The organism is Xanthomonas sp. F10 (assembly GCF_014206815.1).
In the GTDB taxonomy this organism is placed as follows: domain Bacteria; phylum Pseudomonadota; class Gammaproteobacteria; order Xanthomonadales; family Xanthomonadaceae; genus Xanthomonas_A; species Xanthomonas_A indica.
This window is the reverse complement of the sequence record NZ_JACHNP010000002.1, coordinates 639,618-656,637: the sequence shown is the minus strand read 5'-3', so window position 1 is coordinate 656,637 and position 17,020 is coordinate 639,618. Positions and strand designations below refer to the sequence as shown.

Below are 17,020 nucleotides of genomic sequence, written 5' to 3'. Positions count from 1 at the left end.
GATGCCCCGTTTTCGTCGTTGGCTGCGCTGGGCGCTGGTCACATTCGTCCTCCTTGGCCTCGTCGGCGCCGCCGTGGCAGGCGGGCTGTACTACGTCGTTTCCTCCAAGCTCCCGGACGTGCAGACCCTGCGCAAGGTCGAACTGCAGGAGCCCATGTACGTCTACTCCAGCGACGGCAAGCTGATGGCGCTGTTCGGCGAGACCCGGCGCTACCCCATCACCATGAAGGACGTGCCGGAGCGGCTGAAGCAGGCCTTCCTGGCCACCGAGGACGCCCGCTTCTACGAGCACGGCGGCGTCGACTACAAGGGCATCGCCCGCGCGGTGTGGCTGCTGGCCACCACCAACGACAAGCGCGTGCCGGGCGGCTCCACCATCACCCAGCAGGTCGCCCGCCAGTTCTTCCTGAGCTCGGAGTACAGCTACACCCGCAAGCTGGCGGAGATCCTGCTGGCGCGCAAGATCGAGGCCGAGCTGAGCAAGGACGAGATCTTCGAGCTGTATCTCAACAAGAGTTTCTTCGGCAACCGCGCCTACGGCATCGCCGCCGCCGCCGAGTACTACTACGGCAAGAAGCTCAACGAGCTGAGCCTGGACGAGATGGCCTCGCTGGCCGGCATCCCCAAGTTCCCCTCCAGCGGCAACCCGATCAGCAATCCCGAGCGCGCCAAGCAGCGCCGCGACAACTATGTGCTCAGCCGCATGGCCGCGCTGGGCTTCATCACCCCGGCCGAGGCCGAGGCGGCCAAGGCGGTGCCCATGCACGCCGCGCCGCACGAGCGCCCGGTCGAGGTCGAGGCGCCGTACGTGGCCGAGCTGGTGCGTCAGGAGATGATCGCGCGCTTCGGCGGCGACGTGCTGGACAAGGGCTACCACGTCTATACCAGCATCGACTCGACCCTGCAGACCGCGGCCAACCATGCCGTGCGCGAGGGCCTGATCGTCTACGACCGTCGACATGGCTGGCATGGCGTCGAGAAGCACTTCGACGTCCCCGCCAATGCCGATGCGGCGGCGCTGGCCAGCCACCTGAGCGGCGTCTACGTGCAGGGCGGGATGCTGCCGAGCATCGTCGCCAGCACCGGCAGCGACGGCAGCGCCACCGTGGTGCTCGCCAACAAGACCGAGCTGGTGCTGCCGGTGGCCGCCAGCCGCTGGACCGGGCGCAGCCCGGCCACCCTGCTCAAGCGCGGCGACCTGGTGCGTATCCAGGCCGGCGACAAGCCGGGCGAATGGGAGATCACTCAGATCCCGCGCGGCCAGGCCGCCCTGGTCTCGCTGGACGCCAACAACGGTGCGCTGCGCGCCATGGTCGGCGGCTTCAGCTATGCCGGCAACAAGTTCAACCGCGCCACCCAGGCGCGCCGCCAGCCCGGCTCCAGCTTCAAGCCGTTCCTGTACGCGGCCTCGTTCGAGAAGGGCTTCAACCCCGCCTCGATCGTGCTCGACGCGCCGGTGGTGTTCCGCGACCGCCGCGGCAAGACCTGGTCGCCGCAGAACGACGGCGGCGGCTTCCGCGGCCCGATGCGCCTGCGCGAGGCGCTGGTGCAGTCGCGCAACCTGGTCTCGGTGCGCCTGCTGGACGCCATCGGCGTGGACTTCGCACGCAAGTACATCAGCCAGTTCGGCTTCCAGGAAGCCGAGCTGCCGCCGAACCTGTCGATGTCGCTGGGCACCGCCTCGCTGACGCCGCTGTCGGTGGCGCGCGGCTACACCGTGTTCGCCAACGGCGGCTCGCTGGTCAACACCTGGATCATCGACAAGGTCACCGACCGCGACGGCAAGGTGCTGTTCCAGGAGCATCCGCTGACCGCGTGCCGCAGTTGCGGCAGCGTCGGCGGCAATGCCGCGCCGGTCAGCCAGGTGGTGGACGGCTTCAACTTCGGCGCGGCCACGCCGCCGCCGGCGGCCAAGCCGGCCGCGACCGCCGCCACACCGACCGCGGACGAAAAGACCCCGGCGACCGATCCGGAGGCCAAGGTCGCACCGCGCGCCATCGACGAGCGCACCGCTTATCAATTGGTGTCGATGATGCGCGACGTGGTCCAGCGCGGCACCGGCACTCCCGCCAAGGTGCTCGGCCGCGAGGACGTCGGCGGCAAGACCGGCTCCACCAACGACCACCGCGACGCCTGGTTCTCCGGCTTCGGCGGCCCGTACGTGACCACGGTCTGGGTCGGCCGCGACGACTACCGCTCGCTCGGCTACCGCGAGTACGGCGGCAAGGCGGCGCTGCCGATCTGGATCGACTACATGCGGGTGGCGCTGAAGGACCAGCCGATCGCCCGCAACGACCCGCCGGCCGGCATGGTCCAGGTCACCCTCAACGGCGCCACCGAATGGGTCAAGACCGAGGACATGGACCGCATCCAGCAGTTCGACGAAAGCCTGCAGGACCAGAAGACCGACGACGCGGCATTCGACATCTTCTGATCGCCCCGCCTCCCTCGCCCTCGGCGCCCGCCGGGGGCATTGTTTCGCCGGGCGCGCCTCGCCCGGCGGACGCCGCACCACGCAGCGCCGCCGGCTACACCTGAATTTCGCAAGGCTGCGGTACAGTCGGGGCAGGCTTTGAGGGGAGGCGCACCATGCACCACGCTCGGCAACACGCCCGGACCCGCACGCACGAACGCCGTCGCCGGCTGGCGCACGAAGCCGCGCGGCTGATGGCCGAAGGCGGCATCCGCGATTTCCATCAGGCCAAGCTCAAGGCCGCCGACCGGCTCGGCATCCACGACGATGCCTCGCTGCCGCGCAACAGCGAGATCGAGGACGCGCTGCGCGAATACCAGCGGCTGTTCGCCGGCCCGGACCATGCCGGCGAGTTGCGCCGACGGCGCGAGGCCGCGCTGCGCGCGATGGACTTCCTGCACGCGTTCGCGCCACGCCTGGCCGGCCCGGTGCACGACGGCACCGCCGACGCCAACAGCCCGGTGCAACTGCACCTGCACAGCGACGATGCCGAGGCAGTGGCGCGCTTCCTCGAAGAGCACCGCATCCCGGCCGAGTTGCGCAGCCGTCGCCTGCGCCTGGACCGCGAGCGCAGCGAGGACTTCCCGGTGTGGCTGTTCACCGCCGAGGAGCTGACCTTCGACCTGACCGTGCTCCCCTACGACGCGCTGCGCCAGGCGCCGTTGTCGCAGGTGGACGAGAAGCCGATGCGGCGTGCCTCCATGCCGCAACTGCGGCAACTGCTGACCGAGCAGGACATCGCCGACTACCAGGCCGGCTGAACGCGGCAGCGCGCCGCGTCGCGGATGCGGATCATGGACGCGATGGGCGCGGCACCTTTGGGCCGGCGCCCGCACACAGGCTTGCAGCGCGCACGACGAGTCACCTGACGGCCCCCTTTCCCGTTTCGGCCCCACCACAAACGAAAAACGCCCCGCAAAGCGGGGCGTTCCGGACAGCCTTGAAGGCGATCGATCAGCGCTTGTCGGCGCTGGTGTAGTCGCGCTTGTCGTAGCCGGTGTAGATCTGGCGCGGACGGCCGATCTTCATTTCCGGGTCGACCTGCTGCTCCAGCCAGTGCGAGACCCAGCCGGCGGTGCGGGCGATGGCGAACATCACGGTGAACATCTCCACCGGAATGTTCAGCGCCTTGTAGATGATGCCCGAGTAGAAGTCGACGTTCGGGTACAGCTTGCGCTGCACGAAGTAGTCGTCCTTCAGCGCTGCCTCTTCCAGCTTCAGCGCCACTTCCAGCAGCGGGTCGTTGACGCCCAACTCGCCCAGCACCTTGTGGGTCATCTCGCGGATGATCTTCGCGCGCGGGTCGAAGTTCTTGTACACGCGGTGGCCGAAGCCCATCAGGCGGAAGCTCGAGTTCTTGTCCTTGGCCTTGGCCACGGCGCTCTCGACATTGTCGGCGGTGCCGATCTCTTCCAGCATCTTCAGCACGGCTTCGTTGGCGCCGCCGTGCGCCGGGCCCCACAGCGCGGTGATGCCCGCGGCAACCGAGGCGTACGGGTTGGCGCCGGTGGAACCGACCAGGCGCACGGTCGAGGTCGAGGCGTTCTGCTCGTGGTCGGCGTGCAGGATGAACAGCAGGTCCAGGGCCTTGGCCACGACCGGGTTCATCTGCAGCTGCTCGCTGGGCACCTCGAACATCATGTGCAGGAAGCGCTCGACATAACCGAGGTTGTTGCGCGGATAGCGGATCGGCCAGCCGATCGAATAGCGGTAGGCGGCGGCGGCGATGGTCGGCACCTTGGCGATCAGGCGGATCGCGGCCAGGCGGCGCTGCTCCGGATCGTTGAGGTCGAGGGTGTCGTGGTAGAACGCCGACAGCGAGGCCACGGTGCCGGCCATCATCGCCATCGGGTGCGCGTCGTGACGGAAGCCGCCGAGGAAGTTCTTCAGCGACTCGTGCATCATCGTGTGATGCGTCACTTCGTGGTCGAACTTCTTGAATTCGTCGGCGGTGGGCAGCTCGCCGTTCATCAGCAGGTAGGCCACTTCGAGGAAGTTGGACTTCTCGGCCAGTTGCTCGATCGGGTAGCCGCGGTACAGCAGCACGCCGTTGTCGCCGTCGATGTAGGTGATCGCCGACTTGCAGCTGGCGGTCGCGGTGAAGCCCGAGTCGTAGGTGAAGAGACCGGTCTCCTTGGTCAACTTGGAAATGTCGACGCAATCGTTGCCCAGGGTGGGCTTGAGTACCGGAAGAACGACCGACTTGTCGCCGGCGTTCAACGTGACCTGATCAAGATCGGACACAGTGTGCGCTCCTCGATGGAAGGCGCCTGTCCGATTACGTTGCGAACAGACGCGTGAAGGAAGTCCACGGCAATCGCCACGGATCGCGCCATTATCGCACAGCAGCATTTGCGTCGTCGCTCACCCCTCATGCCGCACGATGGCGGCAGGAAGCGACACAGCGTTGCATCCTCGCCGCACTTTCACGGGAAGATGACACCGGCGCGGCCGCGCCGGGAAGAGACCATGCAGCGGATAGCAAAACGGCCGCGCAAGCGGCCGTCGCTTTACATCCGTTCGACGGTTCCGATCAGCGCGCGTAGCGCTTCTGGAACTTGTCGATGCGGCCGCTGGTGTCGATGACCTTGTGCTTGCCCGTGTAGAACGGGTGCGAAGCCGAGGAGATTTCGACCTTGATCAGCGGATACTCTTCGCCGTCCTCCCACTTGACCGTCTCTTTCGAGGACATGGTCGAACGGGTCAGGATCTTGAAATCGGAGGTGACATCGTGGAACACGACGTCGCGGTACTGGGGATGGATGTCGGCCTTCATGGGCTCGCACCGTAGGTGGCTGCTGGACAAGAGGGAAACTATAACAGCCCTGCCGCCCTCCACGCAACGTTTACGTCGCGACAGATGCGGTGGCAGCGCCCCGGGGGCCCTGCTCCGGGAGATCCCGCCCGGATGCGGGCGGGATCGACAGGCTCAGCCGGCGCCGACGGCTGCCCGCGCCAGGCCCAGGAAGCGGGCGTGGTCGTAGCGGATCAGCATGGTCGCGTTGTCCGGCAGGCCCAGCTGGCGGTTCCAGTCGACCAGGGTGGCGCCGCGGGTATGCACCCCGGACAGCTCGATCTGCATCGGGCGCGCCTGCAACTCCTGGGCACCGTCGGGCTGCAGCGCCCAGGCCATCGCCAGTGCGTCGGCGGCATACCAGTGTTCGCCGCGCGCGTCTTCCGACCACAGCCGGGTCTTGCGCGAGATCAGTTCGTAGAAGCGCGCCTTCGGCGCATCCACCGCCAGCCACTGCTCGACCTCGCGGTGCGGCAGCCCGTGCGCCACGGTCGCCTCCCAATCCGCCACCTCGATGTGCGGGAACGCCTTGAACACGATGTGCGCGGCCTCCGGGTCGAAGGCGATGTTGAACTCGGCGGCCGGGGTGATGTTGCCGTGGCAGGTGATCGCCCCGCCCATCACCAGGAAGCGGCCGACGCGCTGCGGCAGGGTCGGGTCCAGCTTCAGCGCCAGCGCGATGTTGGTCAGCGGCCCCAGCGCGACCAGCAGCAGGCGCCCGGCATACTGGTGCGACAGGCGCAGGATCGCCAGCGCGGCATGCTCGGCCTCGGCGCCGCGCGCGGCCGCCGGCAGGTCGACGTCGCCGAAGCCGTCCTGGCCATGCACGTGCCCGGCGTCCACCGAAGGATGCAGCAGCGGATCGGCGCAGCCAGCGAACACCGGCACATCCTCGCGCCCGGCCACTTCGCACAGCTTCAGCGCATTGCGCACGGTGTGGCGCAGCCCGACGTTGCCGGCGGCGATGGTCAGCCCGACCACCTCGTGGCGCGGATCGGCGAACGCCATCAGCAGCGCCAGCGCATCGTCCACGCCGGGGTCGGTATCGATCAACAGGGGAATCTTGTCGCTCATGCGTCGCTTCGCTCGTCCATTCGGCCGCCGAGTCTGGCACTGCGGCGCGGGCATGGGAAGGCGCGGGGATTGGGGAGTCGGGATGACCAGCCATTCGGCTGTTGAAAGCGGGGATTCGCAGAGGCTGCGCCACCGCTGTTCGTTGTAGGAGCGGCTTCAGCCGCGACCGGGCGTTACCAGGACAGCCCCATCGCGGCTGAAGCCGCTCCTACGAGAAAGACGTGGCGATATCGCGTTTGCGAATCCCCAATCCCCAATGCCGAATCCCCGCCCCTCACGCCCCGGCGAACCGCACCGCGCCGCCGACCCAGCGCGCGACGATGCGGTCGGCCAGGACCGGCGCCTCCTCCAGCAGCCGGTCGGCCAGGGCGTGCACGCGCGGCAGCAGGCCGGCGTCGCGGGCCAGGTCGGCCACGCGGAACGCGGCCAGGCCGGTCTGGCGGGTGCCGAGCAGTTCGCCGGGGCCGCGCAGTTCCAGGTCCTTTTCGGCGATGACGAAGCCGTCGTTGGTCTGGCGCATGGTTTCCAGGCGCTGCCGCGCCATCGCCGACAGCGGCGCCTGGTACATCAGCACGCAGCTCGACGCCGCCGCACCGCGCCCGACCCGGCCGCGCAGCTGGTGCAACTGCGCCAGGCCCAGGCGTTCGGCGTTCTCGATGATCATCAGCGAAGCGTTGGGCACGTCCACACCGACCTCGATGACCGTGGTGGCGACCAGCAGGTCGATCTCGCCCTGCTTGAACGCGCGCATCGCCGCCTGCTTCTCCGCCGGCTTCATGCGCCCATGCACCAGGCCCACGCGCAGTTCCGGCAACTGCGCCGACAGCGCCTCGAAGGTAGCCTGCGCGGCGCTGGCCTCGAGCCGGTGGCCGGCGCCGGCCTGCGCGGATTTCTCGCTGTCCTCGGCCTCTTCGATCAGCGTGCAGACCCAGTAGGCCTGCCGGCCTTCGGCACAGGCCACGCGGATGCGCTGCACCAGTTCGGGACGGCGCTCGGCGTTGAGCACGATGGTCTGCACCGGGGTGCGTCCCGGCGGCAGTTCGTCGATCGAGGAAACATCCAGGTCGGCATACGCGGCCATCGCCAGCGTGCGCGGGATCGGCGTGGCGGTCATCACCAACTGGTGCGGCACGCCCGCGCCCGAGGCGCCCTTGTCGCGCAGCGCCAGCCGCTGGTGCACGCCGAAGCGGTGCTGCTCGTCGACGATGGCCAGGGCCAGGTCGTGGAAGCGCACCGCCTCCTGCATCAGCGCATGCGTGCCGACCACCACCTGCGCCTCGCCGGAGGCGATCTGCGCCAGGGTCGCGCTGCGCGCCTTGCCGGTGACCTTGCCGGCCAGCCAGGCCACGCGCACGCCCAGCGGCTCCAGCCAACCGCGCAGGTTGGCCAGATGCTGCTCGGCGAGCAGTTCGGTGGGCGCCGCCAGCGCCGCCTGCTTGCGCTTATCCACCGCCAGCATCGCCGCCAGCGCGGCGACCACGGTCTTGCCGCTGCCGACGTCGCCCTGCACCAGCCGCAGCATCGGCGCCGGCCGCTCCAGATCGGCGCGGATCTGCGCGAACACGCGCTGCTGTGCGCCTGTCAGTTGGAACGGCAGCGACTGCTGCAGGCGCTTGGCCAGCAGCCCGCGACCGCGCAGCGACGGCGCCGGCTGGCACTGCAGGGCGATGCGCTGGCGCCGCAGGCTCAGGTGATGCGCGAGCAACTCCTCCAGCGCCAGGCGCTGCTGCGCCGGATGCAGGCCGGCGGCGAGCGCGGCCAGATCGGCCTGCGGCGGCGGCCGGTGCGCGACCAGCAGCGCGCTGCGCAACGACGGCAAGCCGAGTTCGGCCAGCAACGACGCCGGCAGCAGTTCCAGCGCCGCCTCCTCGGGCAGACGGTCCAGCGCCTGGCCGATCAGCCGGCGTACGGTCGCCGGGCCGACGCCCTCCACCGCCGGGTACACCGGATCTAGGCGATCACCCAACGCCGCGTCGTCGTCCTCGCCGAGGATCTGATAGCTGGGATGCACGAACTCCAGCCCGTGCTGGCCCGGCTTGGGCGTGCCGAAGGCGCGCAAGCGCGCACCGACCGCGAACTGCGCCGCCTGCGCCGCACGGAACTGGAAGAAGCGCAGCACCAGGGTGCCGCGCGAGTCGTCGGCCACCGCCACGCGCAGCATCGGCCGGTAGCGGAAGCCACGGTCCACCGCCTGCACCCGCCCCTCGATCTGCGCGGGCACGCCGGGTTGCAGCGCCGCCACCGTGGTCAGGCGGGTGCGATCCTCATAGCGCAGCGGCAGGTGCAGCCACAGGTCCTGCAGCGTGGACAGGCCGCGCGCGGCGAATTTCTCCGCCAGCTTGGGTCCGACGCCGGGCAGCGTGGTCAGCGGCACCTCGCCTGCCGCCGACAGCGCCGGCGCCGGCGCCGGAACCTGCACGCGCGGCACGGCGGGGGATCAGTCCAGCACCATCACCGCGTCCACTTCGAAGCCCGCGCCCTTGGGCAGGGCCGAGACTTCGATGGTGGAACGCGCGGGGAACGGCGCCTGGAAGTAGTCCTGCATCACCGCGTTGACCTGCGCGAACTGCGCCAGGTCGGTGAGATACAGCCCCAGGCGCACGATGCGATCCAGCGAGCCGCCGGCCGCCTCGGCCACCGCCTGCAGGTTGTCGAAGGCGCGGCGCGCCTGCGCGGCGATGTCGCCGGCGACGATCTCGCCGGTGGCCGGATCCAGCGGGATCTGCCCGGAGAAGTACACGGTGTTGCCGGCGCGCACGGCCTGCGAATACGGACCGATCGCAGCCGGTGCACGGTCGGTATGGATGATCTGGCGGGACATGGCGACTCCGTTGGAAGAATGTCCGCCTAGTTTAGCTGGCGTGCGCGGTTGGGGATTGGGGATTGGGGATTGGGAATTCGGGAACAGCGTGACGGCGGGACACGCCGCGGTGCCCGCTTTCAGGAGATTTCGTAGGAGCGGCTTCAGCCGCGACACTTCATCGGTAAGGCGTCGCGGCTGAAGCCGCTCCTACGACGCCAGGGCCAGGCCCGCGTCGAATCCCCAATCCCAACTCCCCAATCCCGGCACCACCTACTGGCGCCGCACGCTCTGCACCGCATTCAAGCGCCGCAGCCGGCGCATCACCTCGGCCAGGTGGTTGCGGTCGCGCACCTGGATGTTGAAGCGCAGCACCGCGGCGTTGAAGTCGCGGTCCAGGTAGTCGACGCGCTCGATGTTGGACTGGCTCTGCGCGATCGCCGCGGCCAGTTGCGCCAGCACGCCGGTGCGGTTCTCCACGTCCACCACCAGCGCGGTGTCGTAGTCGCCGATGACGCTGGTATCCCAGCCGATCGGCACCCAGCGCTCCGGCGATTTGCGCAGTTCGGCCAGGTTCGGACAGTCCAGCCGATGCACCACGATGCCCTTGCCGGCGGTGTGATAACCCATGATCTCGTCGCCGGGAATCGGCTGGCAGCAGTTGGCGAAGCTGACCACGCCGCGCTCGGTGCCGTTGATCAGGATCTTTTCCTGCGAATGCTTGGAGTGGCCGCCGCCGCGCAGTTCGGCATACGCCATCAGCGCCTGCGCCGCCTGGTTGGGCATCCAGTTGCCCAGCGCCACGTCGGCCAGCAGGGCTTCGAGACGCGGGTAGCGGTGCTCGCTGAGGAAGGAGTCCAGGCGCCCCTTGGGCAGCCGTTCCAGCGAACTGTCCATCGCCTCCAGCGCGCGGTCGAGCATGCGGTGGCCGAGCTGCACCGCGTCCTCGTGCTCGAGCTGCTTGAGCTGGTGACGGATCGCGGTGCGCGCCTTGCTGCTGACCACGAACTCCAGCCACTGCGGCTTGGGCGTGGCCGAGCGCGCGGTGATCACTTCCACCGTCTGTCCGCTGACCAGCTTGGTGCGCAGCGGCACCAGCTTCTTGTCCACGCGCGAGGCCACCGCGCGATTGCCGACGTCGGTGTGCACCGCATAGGCGAAGTCCAGTGCGGTGGAGTTGCGCGGCAACGCCAGGATCTTGCCCTTGGGCGTGAACAGGTAGACCTCGTCCGGGAACAGGTCGACCTTGACGTTGTCCAGGAACTCCAGCGACGAGCCGGCGGCGCGCTGCGATTCGATCAGTTCGACGATCCACGCATGCGCGCGGCTCTGCGCGCTGTTGGGCGAATCGCCGCCGAACTTGTAGGTCCAGTGCGCGGCGACGCCGCGCTCGGCGATCAGGTCCATCTCCTCGGTACGGATCTGCACTTCGATCGGCGAGCCGAAGGGCCCGAACAGCACCGTGTGCAGCGACTGGTAACCGTTGGCCTTGGGAATGGCGATGAAGTCGCGGAAGCGCGCGTCCAGCGGCTTGAAGGTGGCATGCACCGCGCCGAGCGCGTGGTAGCAGTCCGGCACGCCACGCACCACCAGGCGGAAGCCGAACACGTCCATCACCTGGTCGAACGATTTGTTCTCGTCGCGCATCTTGTTGTAGATGCTCCACGGGGTCTTGATCCGGCTGACCAACCGGTGTTCCAGCCCTTCCTTGGCCAGGCGCTGCGACAATTGCACCTCCACCTGCGCCATCGACTCGCGGCGCACCACCGGCTGGCTGCGGATGTGTTTTTCGATGATTGCGTGGCGCCACGGATGCAACGCGCGGAAGCCGAGATTCTGCAGCTCGGACTTCATCAGGCTCATGCCCAGGCGCTGGGCGATCGGCGCGTAGATCTCCAGGGTCTCGCGGGCGATGCGGCTGCGCGCCTCGGCGCTCTGCGCGCCCAGCGTGCGCATGTTGTGCAGGCGGTCGGCGAGCTTGATCATGATCACGCGCAGGTCGCGCGACATCGCCAGCAGCATCTTGCGGAAGCTCTCGGCGGCCGCTTCCTGGCGGTCGCGGAACTTGAGCTTGTCCAGCTTGGTGACGCCGTCGACCAGTTCCGCCACCGCCTCGCCAAACTCGGCGGCCAGTTCGGCGCGGGTCAGCGGGGTGTCCTCGATGGTGTCGTGCAGGATCGCCGCGATCAGCGCCTCCACGTCCAGGCCGAGTTCGGCCAGCACCCCGGCCACCGCCACCGGATGGGTGATGTAGGGCTCGCCGGACTTGCGGGTCTGCCCCGCGTGCGCGGCCGCGCCGACCTCCCACGCGCGGCGCAGCAGCGGGATCTGCTCGGCGGGCAGATAGCTGGCGCTGCGTTCGAGCTGCAGGACGTAGTCGGGGACCGCCTCGTCGGCCGACGGCGGCGCGGCACTGGCGACCTGGGCAGAAGGGCCTGGGTTCATGCGGAAAGACTATGCCAGCGGCGCGTGGACGGCAAACCCGCAAAACGAAACAGCCCGCGGATGCGGGCTGTTCGCAGGACGATCGCGACGCGGGGACGCGATCAGTCGTCGTTCTTGGACATGTCCTCGTCGGCCACCACCTCGGCCGCGGCCCATTCCAGGGCTTCGCGCTCGGCGCGCTCGCGCTCGGCCTTCTCGACCTCGTCGATCAGCGCATTGTCGATCTTGCGCGCGGCGATCTCGCGCAGCGCCAGCACGGTCGGCTTGTCGGCCGATTCGGTGTTGTCGAGGGTGGCCTGCACGCCGTTGGCGAGCTGGCGGGCGCGCTTGGACGCCATCATGACCAGTTCGAAACGGTTGTTAACGACTTCCAGGCAATCTTCTACGGTGATGCGGGCCATGCGGGCTCCCGGCGGGCCGGCAACGGCCACGCGTTCGAATGAGGGAAAGGGCGGGGATTGTAGGGCGGCAACCGCCCAAGATCAACCCCACCCTATTCAGTTCCCTTTGGAATCAGCCAGTTGGCTGTTCCTGCAGGAGAGTGGCGATCAGCCCGGCATGGCGCTGCTGCTGCGGCAGGCGGCGCAGGCGGCTGGCGACGAAGATCGCGCACATCTCGTCCACGGCGGTGTCGAAGTGCTCGTTGACGATCACGTAGTCGAAGTCGGCGTAGTGCGACATCTCCTCGCGCGCGGCGGCCAGCCGCTGCGCGATCACCGCCTCGCTGTCCTGGCCGCGCTTGCGCATGCGCTGCTCCAGCGCCTCGCGCGAGGGCGGCAGGATGAACACGCTGACCGCGTCCGGCACCTTGGTCCGCACCTGGCGGGCGCCCTGCCAGTCGATCTCCAGCAGCACGTCGTGACCGGCAGCCAGCTGCGGCTCCACCGACTGCCGCGCGGTGCCCTTCCAGTCGCCGTGCACGCGGGCGTACTCGAAGAAGTCGCCGGCATCGATCATGCGCTGGAATTCGTCGGCGGAGACGAAATGATAGTGCTCGGCATGGCGTTCGCCCGGGCGCGGCGCACGCGAGGTGAACGAGATCGACAGCGCGATCTGCGGATCGCGCGCCAGGGTGGCGTTGACGATGCTGCTCTTGCCGGCGCCGGAGGGGGCCGCCACGATGTAGAGAGTGCCGCGCATAGGATCAGGGGTTCGGGATTGGGGAGTCGGGATTCGCGAGCGAAGCCGCGGGCCGATACCCACGGGGTCGATATGCTACCCGGTATTGGGTCCGACCCGGCCAACGCCGGGATCCGCCGTACCAATCCCCAATCCCGACTCCCGCCATCCCGGCTACTCCAGGTTCTGCACCTGCTCGCGGATCTGGTCGATCAGCACCTTCAGTTCCACCGCGGCGTTGGAGGTGCGGCTGTCCACCGACTTCGAGCCCAGGGTGTTGGCCTCGCGGTTGAACTCCTGCAGCAGGAAGTCCAGGCGCCGGCCCGCCGGTTCCGGCTGGCGCAGCACCCGGCGCAGTTCCTTGATGTGGCTGGCGAGCCGGTCCAGTTCCTCGTCCACGTCGAGCTTTTGCAGCCACAGCACCAGTTCCTGCTCGGCGCGACCGGGGTCGACCGGGTGCGGCAGGTCGGCCAGGCGCGCCGCCAGCTTGGCGCGCTGGCCGTCGCGGATGGCCGGGATCAGCGTGCGCACCTCGCCGGCGATGCGTTCCACCGCATCCACCCGCTCGACGATGGCCGCGGCCAGCTTGCCGCCCTCGCGCTCGCGCGCGGCGACGAACTCGGCCAGCACCTCGTCCAGCAGTTCCAGCGCCTGCGCCTGCAGCGCCGCCGGATCGACGCTCTGCCCCTGCAGCACGCCGGGCAACTGCAGCAGGTCGACGAACTGCACCTGCATCTGCGCAAAACGCGCGCCCAGCCGCTGCGCCAGCACGCCCAGCTGCTCGACCAGGGCCTCGTTCACCGCCAGGGTCTGCGCCGCGTCCGGCGCGCGCAGGCGCAGCATCAGGTCGAGCTTGCCGCGGCTGATCCGCGCGGCCACGCGTTCGCGCAGTTGCGGCTCCAGCGCGCGCAGTTCCTCCGGCAGGCGCACGCCCACCTCCAGGAAACGGTGGTTGACCGAGCGCAGCTCGCACCCCAGCGTGCCCCAGGGAGTGATGCGCTCGGCGCCGGCGTAGGCGGTCATGCTGCGGATCATGCGGTGTTCCAATGCGGACAAGGGGCGGATGTTAACCTAGCGCCCTTTCCTGCCTTGCCGAACGCGGTCACATGCCGCGCATGGCCCCGCCCTTCCCGGAACCCCCTGCATGTCCTTCTCCCGTCCCAGCGGCCGCACGGCCGATCAGTTGCGCCCGGTCCGCATCGAACGCGCCTTCACCCGCCATGCCGAAGGCTCGGTCCTGGTCAGCTTCGGCGACACCCGCGTGCTGTGCAACGCCAGCGTCGAGAACCGCGTGCCTGGCTTCCTGCGCGGCAAGGGCGAAGGCTGGGTCACCGCCGAATACGGCATGCTGCCGCGCGCCACCCATTCGCGTTCCGATCGCGAGGCCGCGCGCGGCAAGCAGGGCGGACGCACGCTGGAGATCCAGCGTCTGATCGGCCGCGCGCTGCGCGCCTGCGTCGACCGCACCGCGCTGGGCGAGCGCACCATCACTCTGGACTGCGACGTGCTGCAGGCCGACGGCGGCACCCGCACCGCCGCCATCACCGGTGCCTACGTGGCTCTGGTGGATGCAGTGAACTGGCTGCAGAAGCGCGGCGACCTGAAGAAGCCGGTGGTGCTGGGCGCGGTCGCGGCGGTCTCGGTCGGCGTCTACCGCGGCGTGCCGGTGCTGGACCTGGACTATGCCGAGGACAGCGACTGCGATACCGACATGAACGTGGTGATGAACGACGGCGGCGGCTTCATCGAGCTGCAGGGCACCGCCGAGGGCCACGCCTTCCGTCGCGACGAACTGGACGCGCTGCTCGGCCTGGCCGAGCGCGGCATCAGCGAGCTGCTGGCGGCGCAGCGCGCGGCCCTGGCGCAATGAACCGGCGCCTGGCGCTGGTCACCCTGGTGGTGGCCGACTACGACGAGGCCATCGCCTGGTACACCGGCAAGCTGGGCTTCCAGTTGCTGGAAGACGTGGACCAGGGCCACAAGCGCTGGGTCGTGGTCGGGCCTGGCGATGCGCGCGGTGCGGCGCTGCTGCTGGCGCGCGCCAGCGACGACGCGCAGCGCAGCCGCATCGGCGACCAGACCGGCGGCCGGGTCGGCTTCTTCATGCACACCGACGACTTCCAGCGCGACCATGCGGCGATGCTCGCCGCCGGCGTGGAATTCCTGGAAGCCCCACGTCACGAACCCTACGCCACGGTCGCGGTGTTCCGCGACCTCTACGGCAACACCTGGGATCTGCTGGAGCCCACCGCATGAAACTGGTCCTCGCCAGCAGCAACGCCGGCAAGCTCGAAGAACTGCATGCCCTGCTCGACGACGTCGGCGTCGACCTGATCGCGCAATCCACGCTCGGCGTCAGCGATGCCGACGAGACCGGCCTGACCTTCGTCGAGAACGCGCTGCTCAAGGCGCGCCACGCCGCCCGCGTCACCGGCCTGCCGGCACTGGCCGACGACTCCGGCATCTGCGTCGACGCGCTGCACGGCGCACCCGGCCTGTATTCGGCGCGCTATGCCGGCGAACACGGCAATGCGCAGGCCAACATCGACAAGCTGCTGGACGCACTCCACGATGTCCCGGACGCGCAGCGCGGTGCGCACTTCTACTGCGTGCTGGTGCTGCTGCGGCATGCCGAGGATCCTCAGCCGCTGCTGGTGGAGGGCCGCTGGCGCGGCCGCATCGCGCGGGCCCGTGCCGGCACCGGCGGACATGGCTACGACCCGGTGTTCCTGGACCCGGACCACGGCCAGACCGCGGCCGAGATGCCGCTGGCGCTGAAGAACCGCATCAGCCATCGCGCCCTCGCCCTGCAGCAGCTCAAGCAGCGCCTGGCCGACCTGCTGGCGGCGCAACCGACCGGATGAACGCGCCGCGCGCGGGCATCCGACCAGGGCCGGCGCCATGGCCCGCGCGGCCCGTGTCGCGCCACGCCGTCAGGCCCTGACCACCACCCAGCACACGCGCCGCCCGCCTCTCCGCTTCCCCGCCCTCGCCCGCCATGCCGCACGCCCACGACCATTGCCAGCATCCGCCCGGCACCGCCTGCCCGGACCCGTCCGCGCACGCCGACAGCCCGGCGCTGGTGCCGCCGCCGCTGTCGCTGTACGTGCACCTGCCGTGGTGCGTGCGCAAATGCCCGTACTGCGACTTCAACTCGCACGCGGCCAAGGGCGCGCTGCCGTTCGACGCCTACGTGGAGGCGCTGATCCGCGACCTGGACCAGGACCTGCCGCTGGTCTGGGGCCGCGTGGTCAACAGCGTGTTCTTCGGCGGCGGCACGCCCAGCCTGTTCCCGCCCGAGGCGATCGACCGTTTCCTGCAGGCCGCCAGCGCCCGGCTGCGCTTTGCCCCGGGCCTGGAGATCACCCTGGAGACCAATCCCGGCACCGCCGAGCACGGCCGCTTCGACCGTTACCTGGCGGCCGGGGTGAATCGCCTCAGCTTCGGCATCCAGAGCTTCGACGATGCGGCGCTGCAGCGGCTGGGCCGCATCCACGACGGTGCCGAGGCCGAGCGCGCGGTGAAGCTGGCGCAGGACGCCGGCTACGCCAATCTCAACCTGGACCTGATGTACGCGCTGCCGCAGCAGACCCTGGCCGAGGCCGAGCGCGACATCGCGCAAGCGCTGGCGCTGCAGCCGACCCACGTGAGCCACTACCAACTCACCCTGGAACCGAATACGCTGTTCGCCGCGCGACCGCCGCAGGGCATTCCCGAGGACGACGACGCCTGGGACATGCAGGAGCGCTGCCAGGCGCTGCTGGCCGAGGCCGGCTACGCACAGTACGAGGTCAGCGCCTACGCCCGCGCCGGCTACCGCTGCGCGCACAACCTCAACTACTGGACCTTCGGCGACTATCTCGGCATCGGCGCCGGCGCCCACGGCAAGATCAGCTCCGGCGCCGAGCAGAGCATCCTGCGGCGCTGGAAGCACAAGCATCCGCAGGCGTTCCTGGACACGGCCGGAACGCCGGCGGCGATCGGCGGCGACGAATGGATCGCGCCGGAGCGGCGCCCGTTCGAGTACATGCTCAACGCGCTGCGCCTCAACGGCGGCTTCGCGCTGCGCGACTTCAGCGCCCGCACCGGCCTGCCGCTGCAGGCGATCGCCCCGGCCCTGGCCACCGCGCAGGCCCGCGACTGGCTGCGGGTGGACGCCGGCCACGCCGTGCCGACCGAGCTGGGGCGGCGTTTCACCAACGACGTGGTCGCGCTGTTTCTGCCCTAGGACGGTGTCCTGACGACGTCGCCGCCTTGGTTGCGGCGGCGGATCGTGCTACATACCGCGCAGAAAAGTACAACGGCGATCACAGGA

15 protein-coding genes are annotated in these 17,020 nt (G+C 69.4%); 6 read left to right on the top strand and 9 right to left on the bottom strand.

The genetic code is table 11. From position 1 onward, the window contains the following. Window position 1: 1 nt before the first annotated feature. A complete protein-coding gene (locus tag FHR56_RS14315) occupies window positions 2-2,434 on the top strand; it encodes a penicillin-binding protein 1A (RefSeq protein ID WP_160947500.1) in 2,433 nt (810 codons plus the stop codon). Window positions 2,435-2,589: 155 nt separating this feature from the next. Further along, complete coding sequence (locus FHR56_RS14310; protein ID WP_160947499.1) at window positions 2,590-3,234, top strand: hypothetical protein; 645 nt, start codon at window positions 2,590-2,592, stop codon at window positions 3,232-3,234. A gap of 193 nt (window positions 3,235-3,427) precedes the next feature. Here FHR56_RS14310 and FHR56_RS14305 read toward each other — a convergent pair whose 3' ends face one another. The 9 genes from FHR56_RS14305 to FHR56_RS14265 form a co-directional block, all read right to left on the bottom strand. Then, a complete protein-coding gene (locus FHR56_RS14305) occupies window positions 3,428-4,717 on the bottom strand; it encodes a citrate synthase (protein WP_026143410.1) in 1,290 nt (429 codons plus the stop codon). A 289-nt stretch (window positions 4,718-5,006) separates the two neighbouring features. After that, window positions 5,007-5,249 carry a type B 50S ribosomal protein L31 gene (locus FHR56_RS14300; RefSeq protein ID WP_010341537.1) on the bottom strand — a complete coding sequence of 81 codons (243 nt, stop codon included), beginning with the start codon at window positions 5,247-5,249 and terminating at the stop codon, window positions 5,007-5,009. Window positions 5,250-5,402: 153 nt separating this feature from the next. Further along, a complete protein-coding gene (locus FHR56_RS14295) occupies window positions 5,403-6,341 on the bottom strand; it encodes a nucleoside hydrolase (RefSeq protein WP_160947498.1) in 939 nt (312 codons plus the stop codon). Between the two features lie 274 nt (window positions 6,342-6,615). Continuing rightward, a complete protein-coding gene (recG, locus tag FHR56_RS14290; RefSeq protein ID WP_184502653.1) occupies window positions 6,616-8,769 on the bottom strand; it encodes an ATP-dependent DNA helicase RecG in 2,154 nt (717 codons plus the stop codon). A gap of 9 nt (window positions 8,770-8,778) precedes the next feature. Next, entirely contained in the window at window positions 8,779-9,162 is a 384-nt protein-coding gene (locus FHR56_RS14285; RefSeq protein WP_010341827.1) for a RidA family protein, read from the bottom strand. Between the two features lie 252 nt (window positions 9,163-9,414). Next, window positions 9,415-11,586 carry a bifunctional (p)ppGpp synthetase/guanosine-3',5'-bis(diphosphate) 3'-pyrophosphohydrolase gene (locus FHR56_RS14280; RefSeq protein ID WP_160945303.1) on the bottom strand — a complete coding sequence of 724 codons (2,172 nt, stop codon included), beginning with the start codon at window positions 11,584-11,586 and terminating at the stop codon, window positions 9,415-9,417. A gap of 101 nt (window positions 11,587-11,687) precedes the next feature. Next, window positions 11,688-11,987 carry a DNA-directed RNA polymerase subunit omega gene (gene rpoZ, locus FHR56_RS14275; protein ID WP_010343101.1) on the bottom strand — a complete coding sequence of 100 codons (300 nt, stop codon included), beginning with the start codon at window positions 11,985-11,987 and terminating at the stop codon, window positions 11,688-11,690. A 112-nt stretch (window positions 11,988-12,099) separates the two neighbouring features. Continuing rightward, the gene (gene gmk, locus FHR56_RS14270) at window positions 12,100-12,726 is read right to left on the bottom strand and encodes a guanylate kinase (protein WP_160945304.1); all 627 of its coding nucleotides are present in this window, start codon (window positions 12,724-12,726) and stop codon (window positions 12,100-12,102) included. A gap of 153 nt (window positions 12,727-12,879) precedes the next feature. Then, window positions 12,880-13,740 (bottom strand): YicC/YloC family endoribonuclease, encoded by an 861-nt coding sequence (locus FHR56_RS14265; protein ID WP_160945305.1) that lies wholly within the window; start codon window positions 13,738-13,740, stop codon window positions 12,880-12,882. 109 nt (window positions 13,741-13,849) lie between these two features. On the opposite strand from FHR56_RS14265, the gene rph reads away from it, so the two are divergent. The 4 genes from rph to hemW all read left to right on the top strand — a co-directional run bounded on the left by rph (window position 13,850) and on the right by hemW (window position 16,933). Next, complete coding sequence (gene rph, locus FHR56_RS14260) at window positions 13,850-14,575, top strand: ribonuclease PH (RefSeq protein ID WP_160945306.1); 726 nt, start codon at window positions 13,850-13,852, stop codon at window positions 14,573-14,575. Next, entirely contained in the window at window positions 14,572-14,961 is a 390-nt protein-coding gene (locus FHR56_RS14255; protein ID WP_160945307.1) for a VOC family protein, read from the top strand. Before rph ends, FHR56_RS14255 begins: the two co-directional genes overlap by 4 nt. Next, complete coding sequence (gene rdgB / locus FHR56_RS14250) at window positions 14,958-15,569, top strand: RdgB/HAM1 family non-canonical purine NTP pyrophosphatase (protein WP_160945308.1); 612 nt, start codon at window positions 14,958-14,960, stop codon at window positions 15,567-15,569. The genes FHR56_RS14255 and rdgB overlap by 4 nt, the downstream gene beginning before the upstream one ends. 134 nt (window positions 15,570-15,703) lie before the next feature. Then, complete coding sequence (hemW, locus tag FHR56_RS14245; RefSeq protein ID WP_160945309.1) at window positions 15,704-16,933, top strand: radical SAM family heme chaperone HemW; 1,230 nt, start codon at window positions 15,704-15,706, stop codon at window positions 16,931-16,933. The last annotated feature ends 87 nt before the right edge of the window (window positions 16,934-17,020 follow it).

What these genes read in the sequence shown, in the direction of transcription:
- FHR56_RS14315 (WP_160947500.1), top strand. Translation starts at nt 2, where the DNA reads ATGCCCCGTTTTCGTCGTTGGCTGCGCTGGGCGCTGGTCACATTCGTC.
- FHR56_RS14300 (WP_010341537.1), bottom strand. Translation starts at nt 5,249, where the DNA reads ATGAAGGCCGACATCCATCCCCAGTACCGCGACGTCGTGTTCCACGAT.
- hemW (WP_160945309.1), top strand. Translation starts at nt 15,704, where the DNA reads ATGCCGCACGCCCACGACCATTGCCAGCATCCGCCCGGCACCGCCTGC.
- FHR56_RS14310 (WP_160947499.1), top strand. Translation starts at nt 2,590, where the DNA reads ATGCACCACGCTCGGCAACACGCCCGGACCCGCACGCACGAACGCCGT.
- rpoZ (WP_010343101.1), bottom strand. Translation starts at nt 11,987, where the DNA reads ATGGCCCGCATCACCGTAGAAGATTGCCTGGAAGTCGTTAACAACCGT.
- gmk (WP_160945304.1), bottom strand. Translation starts at nt 12,726, where the DNA reads ATGCGCGGCACTCTCTACATCGTGGCGGCCCCCTCCGGCGCCGGCAAG.
- FHR56_RS14285 (WP_010341827.1), bottom strand. Translation starts at nt 9,162, where the DNA reads ATGTCCCGCCAGATCATCCATACCGACCGTGCACCGGCTGCGATCGGT.
- FHR56_RS14265 (WP_160945305.1), bottom strand. Translation starts at nt 13,740, where the DNA reads ATGATCCGCAGCATGACCGCCTACGCCGGCGCCGAGCGCATCACTCCC.
- FHR56_RS14280 (WP_160945303.1), bottom strand. Translation starts at nt 11,586, where the DNA reads ATGAACCCAGGCCCTTCTGCCCAGGTCGCCAGTGCCGCGCCGCCGTCG.
- rph (WP_160945306.1), top strand. Translation starts at nt 13,850, where the DNA reads ATGTCCTTCTCCCGTCCCAGCGGCCGCACGGCCGATCAGTTGCGCCCG.
- FHR56_RS14295 (WP_160947498.1), bottom strand. Translation starts at nt 6,341, where the DNA reads ATGAGCGACAAGATTCCCCTGTTGATCGATACCGACCCCGGCGTGGAC.
- rdgB (WP_160945308.1), top strand. Translation starts at nt 14,958, where the DNA reads ATGAAACTGGTCCTCGCCAGCAGCAACGCCGGCAAGCTCGAAGAACTG.
- FHR56_RS14255 (WP_160945307.1), top strand. Translation starts at nt 14,572, where the DNA reads ATGAACCGGCGCCTGGCGCTGGTCACCCTGGTGGTGGCCGACTACGAC.